The organism is Chromobacterium sp. LK1 (assembly GCF_001043555.1).
Taxonomy (GTDB): Bacteria; Pseudomonadota; Gammaproteobacteria; order Burkholderiales; family Chromobacteriaceae; genus Chromobacterium; species Chromobacterium aquaticum.
Genome location: NZ_LDUI01000029.1, coordinates 1 through 16,581, shown reverse-complemented (window position 1 = coordinate 16,581; position 16,581 = coordinate 1). Strand labels below are relative to the sequence as shown.

The following is a 16,581-nucleotide window of genomic DNA, read 5'->3' as shown; positions in this document are numbered from 1 at the left end:
CGCTAACGCATGGCCTTCCCGCCCATCCACCTCGCCCGACACGCCTTGCTGGCGCTGCTGCTTGGCGCGCTCAGCGCCCATCCCGCCGCCCACCCCACGCTACGGGTGGCGCTGGGCGAGACCAAGCTGCCCTATGTCGACGCCGAACAAGGCAAGGGCGTGGAATACGATATCGTCACCCAGGCCTTGAGCCTGGCCGGCTATCAGCCGCAAGTGCGCTTCGCCCCCAATCTGCGCGCCCACAACTGGCTGGCCAGCGGCCAGGTCGACGCCGCCATCGCCAACGGCGGCGGCCATGTTTCCGATCCCTACATCGTTTATCAGAACATGGCGATCACGCTGTGCCGGCGTCACATCCACCTACGGCGGCTGGACGATCTGACCCGTTTGCGCGTGGCCGCGTTTCAAGGCGCCCATCTTTACCTGGGCGCGGACTTCGCCGCGCTGGCACCGCAAATCCCGTCCTATCGCGAAGAATCGCCGCAAGCCACCCTCAACCGCCTGCTGCTCAGCGGCCGCGCCGACGTGGCTATTTCCGACGTCAACATCTTCCAGCAGTTGAGCAACGAGCTGCGGCATGAGCTCGACATCAGCCCCACGCTCTGTCCCTACGCATTGTTCACTCCCACCCATTACCGGCTGGCATTCCGCAACGCTCAGGACCGCGACCGCTTCAATCGCGGCCTGCGCCGCTTCGCCGCCGACGGCGGCTATGAAAAATTGGCCGAGCGCTACCAATTGCCCACCCGACGCGGGCGTCCCTGGTTCAAGCCCTAAGAACCTGTTCAAAGTCTGCTGCGTTCGTGAAGCGTCACACGGTGAGTACCAGCTCAAAATGCTCATGTACCACTCGTACATTCCGCTTTTTCGCTCGTTTTCGCCTTGTCTCGCTCTTGCTCGCGAGACTTTGAACAGGCTCCAACGGCCGGCTGGCATGTTCCCGGCCAGCCAAAGGACCGGCGTCTGCCCTGGATCAAACCGGCCGGCCAAACCCCGGTGTTAGCATGATTAAGACGTATCCGCCCGTTGACGACGGCAACTTGCTTTTTCACGCCAGACTGTTACGGTGTGCCTAGGCTCCGGCCCGCGTCGTCAGCCGCTCCAAAGTATCCACCCGCTCAAGGAGTTGCCCATGTTTCCCGAATACCGCGAACTGATCAGCAAGCTGAAAACCGAAGACGAGCACTTCACCCGCCTGTTCAACAAGCACAACGACCTGGATCAGAAAATCAAGAATATGGAAGCGCGCATCGAGCCTTCCGTCGATTTCGAAATCGAAACCCTGAAAAAGGAAAAGCTGAAGCTGAAGGATGAGCTGTACATCATCCTGAAACGGGCCGCCGGCTGAAACGGCCACCGGCAACGATAAAGCCCGCCGTCAGGCGGGCTTTTGCGTGGCGGCGGATCAGATCACACCTTGGGACTGTCCTTTTCCAACTCCGCCAGGATCGCGTCCGGCTCCTGGGTGATTTCCAGCACCTTGCGGATGCGGTTGAACGCCACGCAGGCATCGGCCGGATACTTGCCGAACGGGGTCAGCCCGCCATGGCCCCAGCCCGCGGCGGCCAGCACATCCTTGCGGAATTGCGAACCGTCGGCGCTGCCGCCGGCGATCTGCTGCAAGGCCCGGTCGATCAGAATATGCGGAAACGGATTGCGGGACAGCGTGGTGAAATGCTCTGGGCGAACTTCGTCGAACTGCATGGCGCACTCCTGATGCGGGAACATGATTCATCTAAGTCCAAACCAAGACGATTCGCCAGCAGACTGTGAAGACTCACACGCCGTCGCCACGAATAGCGACGGCGCGGCCCGGTTAACGCTCGCGCTCGCGCGCGAGCTTGAACCAGTGTTAGCGGTTCACCAGCACTTTGGGATTGGAATTGCCCCACACCGTGTAGAGGTCGGCCAGCAAGGCGCCATTGATGTCCTCCAGCTCGGCGGCGCCAATCTCGGCCTTGCCCTGCTTGCCGAACAGCACCACCTCATCGCCGATCTTGGCGCCCGGCACCTCGGTCACATCCACCATCAGCGTGTTCATCGACACCTTGCCCACCACCGGCACGCGCTGGCCGTCGATCAGCACATGCGCCTTATTGGTGAAGGCGCGGCGGTAGCCATCGGAATAGCCGACCGGAATATTGGCCAGCAAGGATTCGCGCTTCAGGGTGTAAGTGCGGTCATAGCCGACGGTATTGCCGGCCGGATAGCGGTTCACCGCCGCCACTCGCGATTTGAACGCCATCACGCGCTGGTATTCGGTGTGGCTGGGCACGGTGTCGCCGAAGATGGCGCCGCCCGGACGCACCATGTCCAGATGCGCTTCCGGCACTTCCAGCGTGGCGAAGCTATTGGCGCAATGCAGGGTGATCTTGCTGCGGTCCAGGCCGCCGGCCTTGATCAGCCAGGCGCTTTCCTGCTTGAAAGCCGCCAGGCCTTTTTGCACATCGGCCTTATCCTCCACCGGGAAGTGGGTCATGATGCCCACCACTTGCAGATTGGGCAGCTTGAGCATGGCCAGCGCATCCGCGCGGCCCTGCTTGCTGGCCAGCTCCACGCCGTTGCGGCTGATGCCGGCGGAATTGATGGCCAGATGAATCTGCAGGGTCTTGCCCTCGCGCTTGGCCAAAGCCGACAACTGGCGCGCCAGTTCCAGATTGCCCACCAGCTCCTGCATATCGTATTGCAGGCCATCGGCGATTTCCTGCTGGGTGGCGCTGCGCACGCGCGCCACCACGCCCTTGTAGCCGCTGGCGCGCGCTACCCGGGCTTCTTCATTGCTGGCGATGCCGACGCAGGGAATGCCCTGGGCGATGATGGACGGCATCACATTGGCGATGCCGTGGCCGTAGGCGTCGGCCTTCAGAATCGCGCACACCTTGGTGTTGGAGCCGACCAGGCGCTTGAGTTCGGCCAGGTTGTGATCCAGCGCCGCCTTATCGATTTCCAGCCAGGCATTGCTGCGCGCGGCTTCCACGGTGGAGCCGCTGTTGGCGGTGGTCAGCGGCGGCGCCGCCATGGTCAGCGCGGGCGCCAACGCCAGACCCAAAGCCATGGCCAACAGAGTTTTCTTGAATTGCATAATGTCCCCCGAGAGTAAGTGCCGCTTGCCGACAAGGCCGTTCGGCATCCGGAGGATGATAGGAGGCTGATATATTCATGTCGATATGAATATTTACTAGTAGTCCTTGTTTTGCATGGCCGCTTGACGCCGCGCAAACCCGGCGGCGCCAGGCCGGACTTGCGCGCCGGAGCGCCGCTATCCATCATGGAACAGCGCGGTGTCGCGCTGATCACGACCGGGGCGGGCAATGCGGCAATACCTGAAGTTTCGGCGCTTGGCCGCTTGCTGGCTAAGCGCGCTGGCCCTGCTTGGCGGCTGGCAGCCGACGGCGCGAGCCGCCATGATGGTGTATACCGGCCATGCGCCGGAAAGCGTGGACGACGAGCGCTACGATTACCACTGGGCGGTGCTGCGCGCCGCGCTGGACGCCACCCGGCCGCAATGGGGCGATTACAAGCTGCGCTTCGCGCCGCGCATGAACGAGGCGCGCCAGCTGCAGGAGCTGGGCCAACCGCGCGGACGGCTCAATGTGCTGATACGCGAAACCAACCGCGACTACGAGCGCCGCTACCTGCCGGTGCGGATTCCGATAGACCGCGGCCTGCTCGGCTACCGCGTGCTGCTGATCCGCGCCGCGCGGCAGCCGGAGTTCGCCAAGGTGACGACGCTGGCGGAACTGCGCCGCTTCAGCATCATCCAGGGCGAGGGCTGGGGCGATATCGCCGTGCTGCGGCGCGCCGGCCTGAAAGTGGAAACCGACTCCAGCTACGATGGACTGTTCCGCATGCTGGAGCGCGGCCTGGGCGACGCGTTCTCGCGCGGGGTGACCGAGGTGGAGCGGGAAATTCGCGACTACCGGCCGCAATACCGGCAACTGGCGCTGGAGCGGGAATTACTGCTCTACTACCCGCTGCCCACTTACTTCTGGTTTGGCCGCGACGCCGACGGCCAGCGGCTGGCGCGGCGCGCCGAGCAGGGCATGAGGCTGCTGCTGCGCAACGGCGAATTCCAGCGCCTGTTCCAGGCCTACCACGCCGGCCTGATCCAGCGGCTGGATCTCAAGCACCGCCGGCTGATCCGCATCGACAACCCCTTCCTGCCGCCGGACACGCCGTTCGCCGACGCCAGCCTGTGGTTCGACCCGACCACGGCCAAATAACAGCGCTCATTCCCCCTGCAAGGCTTTGCGCACGCACAGGCGCTGGGCGATTTCGCGGTCGGCGCATTTGAGTTCGGCTTCGGCGCGGGCGCGGCAACGCGCAGGGTTGGCCGCGCGCGCGCAATCCGGCGGCGGCAGACGCTCGTTGATGCACAAGCGGCGCGCCTTGCCTTCCAACCCGCCGCAGGAACTGTGCGCGGCGCGCAGCGCCTCGCAGCGCTTGGCGTCGCGCTCGCGCAGACAACTCAAGGCCGGCGTGTAAAACTGCAGGCAGGCATGCCGTCCGTCGGCGGGCAGATCATTGCAGGACACATTGCCCTGGCGGTTCAGTTCGCAGCGCTGCGGCGCGGTGGCTCGGCTGCAATCCGCTTCCGCCGCCGCCACGCCGCCGGCCAGCCAGCAAAGCGCCAGCCCCCATCCCCAGGCGCGCCGCAACGCGCCGTATCCCCTATTGTTTTTCAAGGCATGCCCCTTGCGCATGACCGGTTATCGCTCCGCTCAACAGATGGGCGCAGCATGACGCTGCGCGCTATCGGCCCAGCGGACGGCCAGCCAGGATCAAGGCGGCGGCGCCCAATCTCGGCGCTGGCCTGTCCTGCGATGAATGATTTGAATTGGAATGAAACCGGCTGGCGTTCTCTGTTCAAAGCTTATCAACAGAAACCCCGCTTCGCCAGCGCCGGCTTGGCCGCGCGGCTATTCAGAGCCGTGTTTGCGGCGGTCGCGCCAGAAATGGGGTTTGCCGCGTTCCGGCGGCGGAGGCGGCGGCGCGGCGCCGTCCGGATTGGAACGCCAGTAAGACGGCGGCGGCTGCCTATGCATCAGCTCCGGCGGTAAATCGCCGTCCTGCACCGCTTCGCGCAGGCGCAGATTGCGCAGGCGCCGCAATTCTCTGCAGTCGACGTCAGGCGGCGCCTGGCAGCGCCGTGCCGGCGGCGGCTCCATGTCCGGTGGCATGGGGCCGCGTTCCTTCCCTCGCGCCAGGGCCGGCGCGCCGGCAAGCGCTTGCAGCAAGGCAAAGATGAGAAGAATCGGCAGCCGCGTCATGAAAGCTGTTTTATCCTGTCGAAAGTACTGGAAAAAGGGCCACGGTTCCAAGATCCGAACCGGCGAGGGCGGACAGCATACACCATGCGCCACCGATGCCAAAGGCATCGCCTAGCGGTCAAACCGCCGGTAGGCCTCATTAGGCAGCCTAGACTCGCGGCATGAGGCAGACATGAGCGACAATCGCTGATTTGTTAAGGTGTGTGATCGCGAGAACCGGCTTAACATATCTTCATCAGGCGCGCTGCCGCAGCCCGGGACCAGCCGCTAAGCTGACACTCCGCTCCGAGGAAAAATCGCATGGAACACAATAAGATCCTGGTCGTCGACGATGATGCCAAACTGCGCGAACTGCTTACCCGCTATCTGAGCCAGCAAGGCTACGCGGTGGAAGCGCTGCCGGACTCCAAGGACCTGGACCGCAAGCTGGCGCGCAATCGTCCGGACCTGATGGTGCTGGACGTGATGATGCCGGGCGAGGACGGACTGGCGGTGGTGCGCCGGCTGCGCGCCCAAGGCGAAACCATTCCGGTGATCATGCTCACCGCGCGCGGCGAGGACATCGACCGCATCCTCGGCCTGGAAATGGGCGCCGACGACTACCTTCCCAAGCCGTTCAATCCGCGTGAGCTCACCGCCAGGATCCAGTCGGTGCTGCGCCGCCACCACGCCACGCCGGCGCTGGGCGCGCGCCACGACGCCGATGAAGAAGTGAACTTCGGCGAATTCGTGCTCAATCTGGGCCAGCGCGAGCTGCGCAAGGCCGGCCAGCCGGTGACGCTGACCAGCGCCGAATTCGCGGTGCTGTCGGTGCTGGTCAGCCATCCGCGCCGGCCGCTGACGCGCGAGCAATTGATGGAAATGGCGCTGGGCAAGGGCAATGGCGAATCGCTGGACCGCAGCATAGACGTGCACATCTCCCGGCTGCGCAAGGCGCTGGAAAGCGGCGACAGCCAGCTGCGCTTCATCCAGACGGTATGGGGCTACGGCTATGTGTTCGTGCCGGACGGCACGCCGCGGGAGTAAGCCGTGCGCAAACTGAGCGGCTCGCTGTTCTTCCGGCTGGCGGTATTGGTGGTGCTGGTGGTGCTGACCACCCAGTTCGTCACCTTGTGGATGGCCGCCGGCGAGCGCCACAAGCTCTTGGACAAGCAGCTGTACTCGCAGACCGTGGACACCCTGGCCTTCCTGGAAGGCACCATGGAGGCGATGACCAATACCGAGCGCGCAGAGTTCCTGGCCGGCTACAACCGGCCCGGCCTGCCGCGCCTGCTGCCCATCAACGCCGACCAGGGCGTCAACTTCACCGACTATGTGCCGCGGCTGGGCGAAACCTTGGCGCAGCGGCTGTCGCACGGCCTCAACGAGCCTATCGAGGTGCGCTACGCCCAGATCGACGACCGCCGCGAGTTGTGGGTCAATGTGCACGTGCTGGACCAGGCCTACTGGCTGGTGCTGCCCTTCGGCCGCTACAGCGACCGCCCGATCAACACCATCATCCAGGCGGCCTTGCTGGCGTCCATCGTCGCCAGCCTGCTGGCCTTCGCCGTCGCCTGGCGCGTGGCGCGGCCCATCAGCCGCGTGGTGCTGGCCAGCCGCGAACTGGCCGCCGGCACCATGCCGGCGGCGGTGCCGGAGGACGGCCCGCGCGAGGTGAAAGTGCTGGCGCACAACTTCAACCTGATGGCCCAGGCGCTGGACAATGCCGCGCGCGAGCGCCGGCTGATGCTGGCCGGCCTGTCCCACGACCTGCGCACGCCGCTGACCCGGCTCAAGCTGACGCTGGAACTACAGCAGGACAGCCCGGACCAGCACGATATGCTGGCCGACATCGACGAGTTGTCGCAGATCGTGCGCCAGTTCATCGATTTCGCCCGCGCCGAGGAAACCACCCGGCTGGAGCCGGTGGCGCTGGCCGATCTCGCCGCCAGCGTGGTATCGCGCTTCGCCCGCGAAGGCATGCAGGTCAGCCTGCGCCGGCTGGCCGAACCCGAGCTGCTGGCCGACGGCCTGGCGCTGGAACGTCTGCTGTCCAACCTGCTGGAAAACGCGCGCCGCTACGGCGCGCCGCCGGTGGAGGTCTGCGTCGAACAAGACAACGGCTTCGCCGTGCTCAGCGTGCTGGACCACGGCAAGGGCATTCCGGCCGAATTGCGCGAAACCGCGCTGGCGCCGTTCGAACGGCTGGCCGAACACCGCGGCACCGACGGCGGTAGCGGCCTCGGCCTCGCCATTGTCAGCCGCGTGGTCAAGCAACATCGCGGCCGGCTGGAGTTCTGCGATCAGGCCGACGGCTTCAAGCTGGCCGTGCATCTGCCGCTGAACGCCGCTTGATAACGCGGCCCGAGCGTCGCCCGTCTCCCGGGCGGCGCTCAGCGGAAGCGCAGCATCATCCACAATCCGCCCATGCTCAAGGCCATTCCGCCCAATTTGCCCAGCGACGGCTGCTCGCGAAACAGCAGATAGCCCAGCGGCAGCAACACCAGCGCGGTCAGCACATTGGAACTGAGCGCCGCGTAGCCGACATGCCAACCGGCGCGATAGGCCAGCAAAAAGCCCAGTTCGATGCCGACAATGCCCGCCGCCACGCCCAGGCTGCTCCAGTTCAGCGCGGCCAGCCCGCGCTGGCCGCCGCCGGGCAGCCACCACATTCCCAGCACGCACACCAACATGGCCACGCCATAACTAACCGCCAATGAAAAGAAGGGATTCGCCGCTTCCGGCACCTGCTTGATCGACAGGTGATAGACGATGGAGCCGACGACAGCCAATAGCAAAGCGGCGATAAACATGGTGAGAGCCTCGTTCAGGATATTGGCCCTCAGCCTAAACATTTCAGTCAGTTATAGGCAGACTGAAATTTCGTGGCATTGTTATAAGAAAAAATTATGACCGATGATCTGGACACCACCTTGCTGCGCGCGCTGATCGCGGTGGCGCGCCACGGCAGCATCAACCGCGCCGCCGCCGCGCTGGGCCGCACCCAGCCGGCCTTGAGTCTGCAATTGCGCAAGCTGGAACAGCATTGCGGCCAGGTGCTGTTGCAGCGCTCGCCGCGCGGCGTCAGCCTGAACGCGGCGGGGCGGCAACTGCTGCCCTACGCCGAACGCATCATCGGCCTGACCGAGCAAATGCGGCCGACGACGGCGCCCACCGCCGCGCGGCGCTGCCGAGTGGGCCTGATCGAGGATGTGATCAGCCGCCACCTGCCGCAGGTGCTGGCGGACTTCGCCGCCACCCAGCCACAATGGCAGCTGGAGGTGCGAGTGGCGCTGGAGCGGGAACTCAGCCCGGCTTTTCGCCAGGGAGAACTGGATTTGCTGATCGTCAATCCGCGCCAATGCGGGCTGCAGCAAACGCCGAGCTGGGTGCTGGAATACCCATTGCAATGGCTGGCGCGCGACGGCGTCAAACCGGAAGCGGAGATCATGCCTCTGGTGATGTTCGCCGCGCCCTGCAGCTGGCGCGACGCGATGCTGCGCGCCTTGCATCAAGTCGACCAGCCTTATCGCATCGTCTTCGAAAGCAGCAGCCAGCTGGCGGTGCAGGCGGCGCTGGAAGCGGGCCTGGGCGTGGGCGCGCTGTTTCCCGACGCCATTTCCGAACGGCTGCTGCCCTTGCCGGAACACTGCCTGCCGCCGTTGCCGGCGGTGCCGCTGGCGCTTTACCGCCAGCGCGACGACGACGGGCTGGAACTGTTGTCCCGGCTGTTCTTCCGCGCGCTGGGCCAGTTCGCCGTCTAGGCTGGCTGCAGGCCGGCCAGCACCGCGCTTTCCCAGCCTATCAACTCCACTTTGCGCTCCGGCCCCCAGCGGTATTCGCCCAACACGCCCTCGGCGCGGATCACCCGATGGCAGGGAATCAGCCAGGCCACCGGATTGGCGCCCACCGCGCTGCCCACCGCGCGCGCGGCGCGCGGCCGCCCCAGCGCCGCGGCGATCTGGCCATAGCTGGCGAAAGCGCCGTAGGGAATCGACAATAGCGCGCGCCAGACCTGGATCTGAAAATTGCTGCCTTGCACCCGCAAGGCCAGCGGCGTCTGGCCATCGGCCTGCAAGGGTTCGAACATCGCGGCGGCCACCGCCGCGCCGCCGCCCGGGCGGTGCTTGAGCGCCGCATTCGGCCAGCGCTGGCGCAGCCAGGCGGCTGCTTCCATCTCATCGGCGACGAATTGCGCCGCGCACACGCCGCGCGCGGTGCGCGCCACCAAGACCGGGCCGAAACGGCTGGCTTCCACGCTCCACTCCATGTCCAGACCGGCGCCGCCGTTGCGGTATTCGCCCGGCGTCATCGCCTCCAGCGTCACGAACAGATCATGCAGCCGGCTGCCGCCGGACAAGCCCAGTTCGTGGGACAGCGACAGCACGCCCTGGCCATCCTTGAGCCGCGCCTTGGCCGCCTCGCAGGTCAGTTGCTGCAAAAAACGCTTGGGACTGACACCGGCCCAACGGGTGAACAAGCGCTGCAGCCGCGATTCCGACAAATGCAGCGCGCCGGCCAGCTCCGCCAGCTCCGGCTGGCGGTCGGCATGAACCACCAGATAACGGATGGCGTCGCGGATGCGGCCGTAGTCGCGGTCGTCCTCGACCCAATCGCTATGTTGTCGCATGGCGGGCTCCTCATCTCTATCACAGGCCCAGCATAAGCAAATCGGGCCGCCGCAGCGACCCGATTCTTGCCGATTTTCGCGCCGGAGCCGGCGCCGCCCTTGAAGTCATATCGCATGCATTAATGAATATTGAATTTCCGACAAGGCCTGCGGCACGCGGATGAAGGAAAGCGGCATGCCCAGCAGGCGCGCCATATGGGATGTGGAAAACAGGCCGCACAACTCATGGTGGCCGCTGCCCGGATTCAGCTCCACCACCAGCGCGTGCTGACGTCCCATCTGCTTCATCGTCGCCACCATGTGACCGACGCTGGCGTGTTCGATATCCCCCAGGCTCAGCGCCTCCAGCTGCTTGCGCGGCGTCATCACGTCGCCGACGCCGATGTCCGCATAGTGCTTGCCATGCTCCTTCATGCACTGGATCGGCCGCTCGCCCAACAGGTCGGAAGCGGTGATCAGACCGGTGAATTGCCCGTCGCCGTCGTGGACGAACAATAAACGGATGCCGTGGCTGATCATGCGGTCGTGCGCTTCGCGCAGGCTCGCGCCCTGGTGGATGCCCACCGGGTTGACCACGCGCAGATCGGTCATCACTTCCAGCGCCGCGCTGTGCAGCGTGATCGGCGGGTGCGGGCGCTGGTCCAGCCGCACCAGGTCGGTGGTGGGCGGCAAGCTTATCGTGGGCAAAGCACTGTAGTTGGCTGACATGGTAGCTCCTTGTCTGGTCAGACAGCGGAGTCGACGCGGCGGCGCGCTTAGCGCCAGTCATTTCGACCGGTCCGCTCGGGATGTTTTCCGATGGCTTGAGCCGGCAGGGGCATGGCAGGATTGACGCACGTCCGTCCCGGGCCGGCGGCCTCGGGGAGCCGGCGCGGCGCGCGGCTCTTGTTTGAAGAGTAGAAGACGCCGCGGCGGGCTGCGGCGGCGGAATGATTAATTTTTTCGAGAAGGTTTGCCGTTTTGTAGCGCGCGGCGGCGCTCAAGCCCGGTTCTCGCCGCCTGAAGCGGACAGCTTGCGGCGGAACAACTCCACCATGCGCACGCTGGCGCCGCGATGAGCGGCGCTGAAATCCAGGGCCGCCTGCCGCATCGCCCGATGGCTATCCCCATCGGCCAGCAATTCCGCCGTCGCGTCCATCAGCTCGGCGGCGCTGCCCACCTGGCGCGCGGCGCCGGCGGCCAGGGCCAAGGCGGCCGCCTGCTTGAAATTGAACACCGAGGGGCCGAACAGCACCGGCACGCCGACGCTGGCCGGCTCGATCAGATTGTGGCAGCCCAGCGGCAGCAAGCTGCCGCCGACGAAGGCGAGATCGGCGCAGGCGAAGTAGGCGAACACCTCGCCCATGCTGTCGCCTATCCAGACCTGGGTGGCCGTGTCCAGCGGGCCGCCGGCGCTGCGGCGCTGCACGCGCAGGCCGCGGTCTTCGGCCAGCCGCGCCGCTTCGCCGAAACGCTCGGGATGACGCGGAATCAATACCAGCAAGGTATCGGCCAACCGCGGTGCCGCCTGCCAGGCATCCAGGATCAATGCTTCCTCGCCGTCGCGGGTGCTGGCGCATACCAGCACGCGGCGTTGGCCTATCCAGGCCTTGAAGGTTTCCGCCAATTCCAGCTGCGCCGGCGGCGGCTGGATATCGTATTTGGTATTGCCGCAGACTTCGATATCGCCTGCGCCCAATTGACGCAGGCGCTCGCCGTCTTCCGGCGTTTGCGCGGCCACCGCGCGCAGCTTGGCCAGCGCCGGCGCCACCAGACCCTTGATTTTCAAGTAACCATGCAGGGATTTTTCCGACAAACGGGCATTGGCGAGGAAAAGCGGAATGTTCTGCTCGGCGGCGGCATGGATCAGGTTAGGCCACAGCTCGGTTTCCATCAACACGCCCAGGCGCGGCTGGTAAGCGGCGAGAAAAGCTTGCACCGCCTGGGGATAATCGTATGGCAGATAGCGGACCTCGGCGTCCGGATACAGCTGCAGCGCGGTGGCGCGCCCGGTAGGCGTCATCTGCGTCATCAATAGCGGCGCGTCCGGCCAGGTCTGGCGCAAGGCCTCCACCACGGGCTGCGCGGCTCGGGTTTCCCCCACCGACACCGCATGGATCCAGATCGCCCCGGTCGCGCGCGGCCGCAGCTGGCTGCCGAAACGCTCATCCCAATGCTGCAGATAAGCCGGCGCCTTGCGCGCGCGCTTTTTCAGGTAATGACGCACCAGCGGCGTGGCCAGCTGCCAGGCCCAGGAATACAGGCGGCGTTGCCAATTCATGTCCAGTCCTTGCGCGCGAACAGTGCTTGCAGCACCGCGTCCACCGACGGGCACTGACCGATATCGCCCAGATTGGTCGCCCACGGCGTTTCCACCACGCCGGTGGCGGCCGGATGAGTATCGGTGTAGATCGCCACCAGCGGTACGTTCAAGGCATTGGCCAGATGGGTCAAGCCGGTGTCGACGCCGATCACCGCATTGGCGTGGCCGATCAGGCCGGCGGCCTCGGCCAGGCTCATCTTGGGCGCCACCACCGCGGCCGGCATCTGCGCGGCCAGGCGTTCGGCGCGCTCGCGTTCCCGCGGATTGCCCCAGGGCAGCACCATCACCAGGTCATGCTGCAAGGACAGGCGCTTGCCCAATTCCACCCAATGGCTTTCCGGCCACTCCTTGGACGCCTTGCTGGTGGCGTGCAGCAGCACCGCGTAGCGGCCGGACAACACCCAGCCGGGCCGCGCGCCGGCCGGCACGCCGAAACGCGGCTCGCCCTGCGGCTCGTAGCCGAACACGCGCGCGAACAACAGTCGGTTGCGCTCGATCGCCGACAACGCCCAACTCACCTTATGGCGTTTATCGTAAAACAGGCTGGCCAGCGATTCGCGCGCGCTGCCCCAGGCGTAACCGGTCAACGGCGCCTTGGCCCAGCGCGCCGGCAAGGCGCTTTTCAACAAACCCTGGCTGTCCACCACCAATTCCCAATGAGTCTCACGCAACTGGCGTCGCAATTCGCGGATCTCGCGCCAAGTGGACGGCAGCCACCAGCGTTTGCGCCAGCGCCGCCAGTTCAAGGCGATCACCCGGTCCACCGCCGGGTGCAAACGCGCGATGTCGGCAAAAGCTTCCTCAGCCAGCCAACTGACGCGGAAATTGGGGTAATGCGCTTTCAACTCGGAAATGGCGGGCCAGGTGTGGATAAGGTCGCCCATCGACGAGGTGCGCACAATCAGCACATTCATCATGGCGCGCATTGTACCCGAGCATGGCTGTGGTTAACCAAGTAAAATCCCTGCGACCAGTTTGTGGATAAATGGCTGTGGGTAACTGGCTCGATATTTATCCACATCTTGTGTTGTCGCAGCGCACCCAAACTATCCAAAGGCCATCAACAGGACAAGTTACTGAACCTTTTGATATTTTTCCGTCTTATCCACAGTAATGGCCGCCTATATCAGTTTCATCAATATAAAATTGCGTTAAAGAGTTATCGGTGCTGACAAACTGGTTTCACCTCAAAATTCACGCATGCACAGGCTCATGAGCACAACTGGAATCCAGCTTGTGGACAAGTGGAAACTTCAGCTAGACAGCAAATTTATCCACAGTTGTTCCGTCAGCAACACCTGTGGCAAGCAACAAGATTTCACTATCGGCAAGATCATGAAAACAAAGAAAAAAACATGGTTATCCACAGAAGTTGGCCTACTTCTACCAGTTTCTTCAAATTACATACAGGAAAACATATAACAAGATGCGTGCACGAATCAGCGCGGTGCTAATCACCAAGAATGCGCAAACCTTGCTGGAAAAATGCCTGGACAGCGTGGCTTTCGCCGACGAGATCGTGATTGTGGATTCCGGCAGCAGTGATAGGACATTGGCGATAGCTTCCGCCTATAAGGCCAAAGTTATCCACCAAGATTGGTTGGGATTCGGTCCGCAGAAGCAATTGGCGGTACAAGCTGCCAGCCACGACTGGGTTCTGTGTCTGGACGCCGATGAGTGGCTGTCTCCAGAATTGATAAATGAAATCAAAGCGCTACTGGACAATCCACAAGCGCTGGCTTATCAATTTCCGCGCTGCAACCGTTTCATGGGTCGTTTCCTCAGACATGGCGAAGGTTATCCGGACTGGTCGCTGCGGCTGTTCCATCGCGGACACGCGCGTTGGTCCGACGACCTGGTGCATGAGTACGTGATCGCGGAAACACCTGTGCACAAGCTGCGTCATGAGCTGATGCATGAGTCCGGCGAAGACATCGCCCTGTATCTGAACAAGCAGAACCGCTATACCAGCTTGCAGGCGGAGCAGCTGTTCCAGCGTGGAAAACATGTGGGCAGCGCCAAACTTATCCTCAGTCCGCTGCTGCGCTTCGTGAAGTTCTACGTTTTCCGCCGTGGTTTTCTCGATGGCATCCCCGGCTTGGTCCACATCGTCATCGGTTGTTTCAACAGCTACATCAAGTATGCAAAGCTGATCGAGCTGCGCCGGCTGAAAAACAAATAGCCGGCTTGCCTCCGGTCCGGCCTTGTGCTGACAATGTCATTTCCTAGAAGCAACTGGGCGAAGACAGATGGTTGAAATCAGGACAATGCGGACGGAGGACGCCGCAGCGGTGGCGCGGCTATGCCTGGATCTGGGTTACGAGGCGACGGAGGCGGAGATCCGCGAGCGATTCGCCAGACTGTCGACCCTGGAAGACAACCAGGCGTGGGTGGCGTTATCGGAAGGGGCCGTGGCCGGCTGGGTGCATTGCCGCGGCGTGCATCAGCTGCAAGGGCCGTCGGCGATAGAGATCATCGGCATCGTGGTCAGCCCGGCCTGTCAGGGCCAGGGTTTGGGGCGGGGTTTGTTGAGCGCTTGCCAAGACTGGGCGCGGCAACGCGGCTATCAGCGGATTCGGCTGCGTTCCAGCATCCATCGCATCGAAGCCCACGCCTTCTATCGCCATCTCGGTTATCGACAACTGAAGACCAGCCATAGCTTTGCGCTGGAATTGAGCGATGAAGCAGGCCAGCCTTGAGGTTTATCCACAGGAGCAAGCACCGATGATGGTTTTCCCCGCGCCATTGCGGCCTGGCGACCGCGTCGCCGTCACCGCTTTTTCCTCAGGAGTGCCGGCGCTGCTGCATCAGCAGCTGGATCTCGCCTTGCAATGCTTGCGCGATCAGGGCTGGCAGGTGGTGGAGGGGGCTTGCCTGCGCGGGGAATTTCAGGACGCCAGCGCGCCGGCCGCCGAGCGGCTGGCGGAGTTGAATCACTTCCTGTTCGATCCGTCGATACGCGCCATCTTGCCGCCCTGGGGCGGGGAGCGCGCGATCGAGCTGCTGGCCGGCATAGACTTCGCCGCGCTGGCGCGGCTGCCGCCGAAATGGCTGGCTGGTTTCTCCGATGTTTCCACGCTGGCCGTGCCGCTGACCTTGCTGTCCGGTTGGGCGACGCTGCATGGGCCCAATCTGTTCGATCTGGGCGATCCGCGGCGGCAAGAGGAGAATTCAGCGCTGCTGCATGCGCTGCACCATGGTTTGCCGCCGTCTCAGAGCCGCTACAGCGCGTTTTGGCGCTGGGACGCTCCGGGAGAGCGGTATCCGACCACGCTGCGCGTGTTGGGCGCGCAAACGGCCCGTATGGCCGGCCGACTGATCGGCGGCTGCCTGGACACGCTGAGCCGGCTGCAGGGCAGCCCTTATTTCGATTTGCATGCGTTTAAACGGGAGCCGACGCTGCTGTACCTGGAAAACTGCGAGATGAGGCCGTGCGAGCTGCTGCGCGCCTTGCACGGCCTGCGCCTGTCCGGCGTGCTGGATGGTTTGAGCGGCTTGATCCTGGGGCGCAGCAGCGGGCCGGACGCCGCCGACGCCAATGCGCTGACTTACCGGCAGACGCTGGAAACCGTCTTGAGCGGCCTGCCTTACCCGGTGGTGGTGGATGCCGATATCGGCCATGTGCCGCCGCAATGGACCCTGATGAACGGCGCCTGGGCCGAACTGGAAGTGGACGCGGGCCAGGCGACGCTGCGTTTCGAGAAAGGATGCGCATGAGCTGGCAATACCGTTTGGCTGGCGCGGCGGATGTGGACGCGCTGCGGAAACTGATCATGGAACACGGGCCCAATCCGTGGAACTGGCTGCCGGAGGAGGGCGTGGAGCGTAGCTTGCGCCAGGTGGCGGACGGGGAGGCCTGGGCGGCCTTGTTCGAGCGTGACGGCCTATTGGGCGCCGCCATCCTGTACCGGATGCACGATGCTTTTCCCCAGCATCGGCCGGCTGGTGTCGCCACGGAAGCCGCCGGCTACATCATGGAAGCGGTGGTGCGCCGCGATCAGGCCGGGCAGGGGTTGGGCAGCCTGCTGCTGGGCCAGGCCTGCGAGGACCTGGCCGCGCGCGGCGCGCGCTGGGTGGTGGCGGACCGCCACGAGGAAAACGCCGCGTCCGGCGGCATGATGCGCAAAGCCGGTTTCGTCGAACTGGCCAGTTTCGACGACGCGGAGCGCCGCGCCAGCGGCAGCCGCCGCAGCACGGTATGCGGACGCTTGCTGGGCTGAGCGCTTAAGAACCTGTTCATAATCTGCTGCGCTGCGGCGATACGGCGTTGAAAACAAGCTCAGTGCTCATGTACCACGTGTACATTCCGCTTTTTCGCTCGTTTTCGCCTTGTCTCACCCTTGCTCGCGAGATTTTGAACAGGCTCTAAGAACCTGTTTACGATCTTTTTGTAAGCGATA

20 protein-coding genes are annotated in these 16,581 nt (G+C 64.2%); 10 read left to right on the top strand and 10 right to left on the bottom strand.

All coding sequences use genetic code 11. The annotated features are described in order from the left end of the window. Positions 1-9 precede the first annotated feature (9 nt). Together VI26_RS12735 and VI26_RS12730 are read left to right on the top strand one after the other, a co-directional pair. On the top strand, positions 10-777 hold the full coding sequence (locus VI26_RS12735) for an ABC transporter substrate-binding protein (protein ID WP_048410125.1): 768 nt from the start codon (positions 10-12) through the stop codon (positions 775-777). A 355-nt stretch (positions 778-1,132) separates the two neighbouring features. Beyond that, complete coding sequence (locus tag VI26_RS12730; RefSeq protein ID WP_048410124.1) at positions 1,133-1,348, top strand: YdcH family protein; 216 nt, start codon at positions 1,133-1,135, stop codon at positions 1,346-1,348. A gap of 62 nt (positions 1,349-1,410) precedes the next feature. Here VI26_RS12730 and VI26_RS12725 read toward each other — a convergent pair whose 3' ends face one another. Together VI26_RS12725 and alr are read right to left on the bottom strand one after the other, a co-directional pair. Then, positions 1,411-1,704 (bottom strand): hypothetical protein, encoded by a 294-nt coding sequence (locus tag VI26_RS12725; protein WP_048410179.1) that lies wholly within the window; start codon positions 1,702-1,704, stop codon positions 1,411-1,413. A 148-nt stretch (positions 1,705-1,852) separates the two neighbouring features. Next, positions 1,853-3,082, bottom strand: a complete 1,230-nt coding sequence (alr, locus tag VI26_RS12720) for an alanine racemase (RefSeq protein WP_082151042.1) — start codon at positions 3,080-3,082, stop codon at positions 1,853-1,855. 229 nt (positions 3,083-3,311) lie between these two features. Between alr and VI26_RS12715 the strand changes: the two genes are divergently transcribed. Then, positions 3,312-4,223 carry a hypothetical protein gene (locus tag VI26_RS12715; RefSeq protein WP_053074398.1) on the top strand — a complete coding sequence of 304 codons (912 nt, stop codon included), beginning with the start codon at positions 3,312-3,314 and terminating at the stop codon, positions 4,221-4,223. A 6-nt stretch (positions 4,224-4,229) separates the two neighbouring features. Here VI26_RS12715 and VI26_RS12710 read toward each other — a convergent pair whose 3' ends face one another. Both VI26_RS12710 and VI26_RS12705 read right to left on the bottom strand, forming a co-directional pair. Continuing rightward, positions 4,230-4,685: a hypothetical protein gene (locus VI26_RS12710; protein WP_156183865.1), complete on the bottom strand. Its 456-nt coding sequence runs from the start codon at positions 4,683-4,685 to the stop codon at positions 4,230-4,232. Positions 4,686-4,919: 234 nt separating this feature from the next. Continuing rightward, positions 4,920-5,180: a hypothetical protein gene (locus VI26_RS12705; protein WP_156183864.1), complete on the bottom strand. Its 261-nt coding sequence runs from the start codon at positions 5,178-5,180 to the stop codon at positions 4,920-4,922. Between the two features lie 390 nt (positions 5,181-5,570). Here VI26_RS12705 and ompR point away from each other — a divergent pair, with 390 nt between their 5' ends. Continuing rightward, positions 5,571-6,296 (top strand): two-component system response regulator OmpR, encoded by a 726-nt coding sequence (gene ompR / locus VI26_RS12700; RefSeq protein WP_048410122.1) that lies wholly within the window; start codon positions 5,571-5,573, stop codon positions 6,294-6,296. A 3-nt stretch (positions 6,297-6,299) separates the two neighbouring features. Then, positions 6,300-7,604 (top strand): ATP-binding protein, encoded by a 1,305-nt coding sequence (locus VI26_RS12695; protein ID WP_048410121.1) that lies wholly within the window; start codon positions 6,300-6,302, stop codon positions 7,602-7,604. 38 nt (positions 7,605-7,642) lie between these two features. Here the strand turns inward: VI26_RS12695 and VI26_RS12690 are convergent, their stop codons facing one another. Beyond that, entirely contained in the window at positions 7,643-8,062 is a 420-nt protein-coding gene (locus tag VI26_RS12690) for a membrane protein (protein WP_048410120.1), read from the bottom strand. 96 nt (positions 8,063-8,158) lie between these two features. Here VI26_RS12690 and VI26_RS12685 point away from each other — a divergent pair, with 96 nt between their 5' ends. Continuing rightward, positions 8,159-9,013 carry a LysR family transcriptional regulator gene (locus VI26_RS12685; RefSeq protein ID WP_048410119.1) on the top strand — a complete coding sequence of 285 codons (855 nt, stop codon included), beginning with the start codon at positions 8,159-8,161 and terminating at the stop codon, positions 9,011-9,013. Here VI26_RS12685 and VI26_RS25250 read toward each other — a convergent pair. The 5 genes from VI26_RS25250 to waaC all read right to left on the bottom strand — a co-directional run bounded on the left by VI26_RS25250 (position 9,010) and on the right by waaC (position 13,095). Beyond that, positions 9,010-9,879, bottom strand: coding sequence for a methylated-DNA--[protein]-cysteine S-methyltransferase (locus tag VI26_RS25250; protein WP_048410118.1), 870 nt, complete (start codon positions 9,877-9,879; stop codon positions 9,010-9,012). The genes VI26_RS12685 and VI26_RS25250 overlap by 4 nt on opposite strands. A 105-nt stretch (positions 9,880-9,984) precedes the next feature. Further along, positions 9,985-10,587 carry a CBS domain-containing protein gene (locus VI26_RS12675; RefSeq protein ID WP_048410117.1) on the bottom strand — a complete coding sequence of 201 codons (603 nt, stop codon included), beginning with the start codon at positions 10,585-10,587 and terminating at the stop codon, positions 9,985-9,987. A gap of 47 nt (positions 10,588-10,634) precedes the next feature. Beyond that, positions 10,635-10,862, bottom strand: a complete 228-nt coding sequence (locus tag VI26_RS24560; RefSeq protein WP_156183863.1) for a hypothetical protein — start codon at positions 10,860-10,862, stop codon at positions 10,635-10,637. Then, entirely contained in the window at positions 10,859-12,139 is a 1,281-nt protein-coding gene (waaA, locus tag VI26_RS12670) for a lipid IV(A) 3-deoxy-D-manno-octulosonic acid transferase (protein ID WP_048410116.1), read from the bottom strand. The genes VI26_RS24560 and waaA overlap by 4 nt, the downstream gene beginning before the upstream one ends. Then, on the bottom strand, positions 12,136-13,095 hold the full coding sequence (waaC, locus tag VI26_RS12665; RefSeq protein WP_048410175.1) for a lipopolysaccharide heptosyltransferase I: 960 nt from the start codon (positions 13,093-13,095) through the stop codon (positions 12,136-12,138). Before waaC ends, waaA begins: the two co-directional genes overlap by 4 nt. Before the next feature lie 458 nt (positions 13,096-13,553). Here waaC and VI26_RS12660 point away from each other — a divergent pair, with 458 nt between their 5' ends. The 4 genes from VI26_RS12660 to VI26_RS12645 all read left to right on the top strand — a co-directional run bounded on the left by VI26_RS12660 (position 13,554) and on the right by VI26_RS12645 (position 16,401). After that, complete coding sequence (locus VI26_RS12660) at positions 13,554-14,363, top strand: glycosyltransferase family 2 protein (protein WP_231581014.1); 810 nt, start codon at positions 13,554-13,556, stop codon at positions 14,361-14,363. 85 nt (positions 14,364-14,448) lie between these two features. Beyond that, positions 14,449-14,880, top strand: a complete 432-nt coding sequence (locus VI26_RS12655; RefSeq protein WP_053074396.1) for a GNAT family N-acetyltransferase — start codon at positions 14,449-14,451, stop codon at positions 14,878-14,880. Positions 14,881-14,905: 25 nt separating this feature from the next. Then, positions 14,906-15,898 carry a S66 peptidase family protein gene (locus VI26_RS12650; protein ID WP_197081453.1) on the top strand — a complete coding sequence of 331 codons (993 nt, stop codon included), beginning with the start codon at positions 14,906-14,908 and terminating at the stop codon, positions 15,896-15,898. Further along, a complete protein-coding gene (locus VI26_RS12645) occupies positions 15,895-16,401 on the top strand; it encodes a GNAT family N-acetyltransferase (RefSeq protein WP_048410173.1) in 507 nt (168 codons plus the stop codon). The genes VI26_RS12650 and VI26_RS12645 overlap by 4 nt, the downstream gene beginning before the upstream one ends. The last annotated feature ends 180 nt before the right edge of the window (positions 16,402-16,581 follow it).

What these genes read in the sequence shown, in the direction of transcription:
- VI26_RS12715 (WP_053074398.1), top strand. Translation starts at nt 3,312, where the DNA reads ATGCGGCAATACCTGAAGTTTCGGCGCTTGGCCGCTTGCTGGCTAAGC.
- VI26_RS12735 (WP_048410125.1), top strand. Translation starts at nt 10, where the DNA reads ATGGCCTTCCCGCCCATCCACCTCGCCCGACACGCCTTGCTGGCGCTG.
- alr (WP_082151042.1), bottom strand. Translation starts at nt 3,082, where the DNA reads ATGCAATTCAAGAAAACTCTGTTGGCCATGGCTTTGGGTCTGGCGTTG.
- VI26_RS12730 (WP_048410124.1), top strand. Translation starts at nt 1,133, where the DNA reads ATGTTTCCCGAATACCGCGAACTGATCAGCAAGCTGAAAACCGAAGAC.
- VI26_RS12655 (WP_053074396.1), top strand. Translation starts at nt 14,449, where the DNA reads ATGCGGACGGAGGACGCCGCAGCGGTGGCGCGGCTATGCCTGGATCTG.
- waaA (WP_048410116.1), bottom strand. Translation starts at nt 12,139, where the DNA reads ATGAATTGGCAACGCCGCCTGTATTCCTGGGCCTGGCAGCTGGCCACG.
- VI26_RS12685 (WP_048410119.1), top strand. Translation starts at nt 8,159, where the DNA reads ATGACCGATGATCTGGACACCACCTTGCTGCGCGCGCTGATCGCGGTG.
- VI26_RS12675 (WP_048410117.1), bottom strand. Translation starts at nt 10,587, where the DNA reads ATGTCAGCCAACTACAGTGCTTTGCCCACGATAAGCTTGCCGCCCACC.
- VI26_RS12645 (WP_048410173.1), top strand. Translation starts at nt 15,895, where the DNA reads ATGAGCTGGCAATACCGTTTGGCTGGCGCGGCGGATGTGGACGCGCTG.
- VI26_RS25250 (WP_048410118.1), bottom strand. Translation starts at nt 9,879, where the DNA reads ATGCGACAACATAGCGATTGGGTCGAGGACGACCGCGACTACGGCCGC.
- VI26_RS12690 (WP_048410120.1), bottom strand. Translation starts at nt 8,062, where the DNA reads ATGTTTATCGCCGCTTTGCTATTGGCTGTCGTCGGCTCCATCGTCTAT.
- VI26_RS12705 (WP_156183864.1), bottom strand. Translation starts at nt 5,180, where the DNA reads ATGCCACCGGACATGGAGCCGCCGCCGGCACGGCGCTGCCAGGCGCCG.
- waaC (WP_048410175.1), bottom strand. Translation starts at nt 13,095, where the DNA reads ATGAATGTGCTGATTGTGCGCACCTCGTCGATGGGCGACCTTATCCAC.
- VI26_RS12650 (WP_197081453.1), top strand. Translation starts at nt 14,906, where the DNA reads ATGATGGTTTTCCCCGCGCCATTGCGGCCTGGCGACCGCGTCGCCGTC.
- VI26_RS12725 (WP_048410179.1), bottom strand. Translation starts at nt 1,704, where the DNA reads ATGCAGTTCGACGAAGTTCGCCCAGAGCATTTCACCACGCTGTCCCGC.
- ompR (WP_048410122.1), top strand. Translation starts at nt 5,571, where the DNA reads ATGGAACACAATAAGATCCTGGTCGTCGACGATGATGCCAAACTGCGC.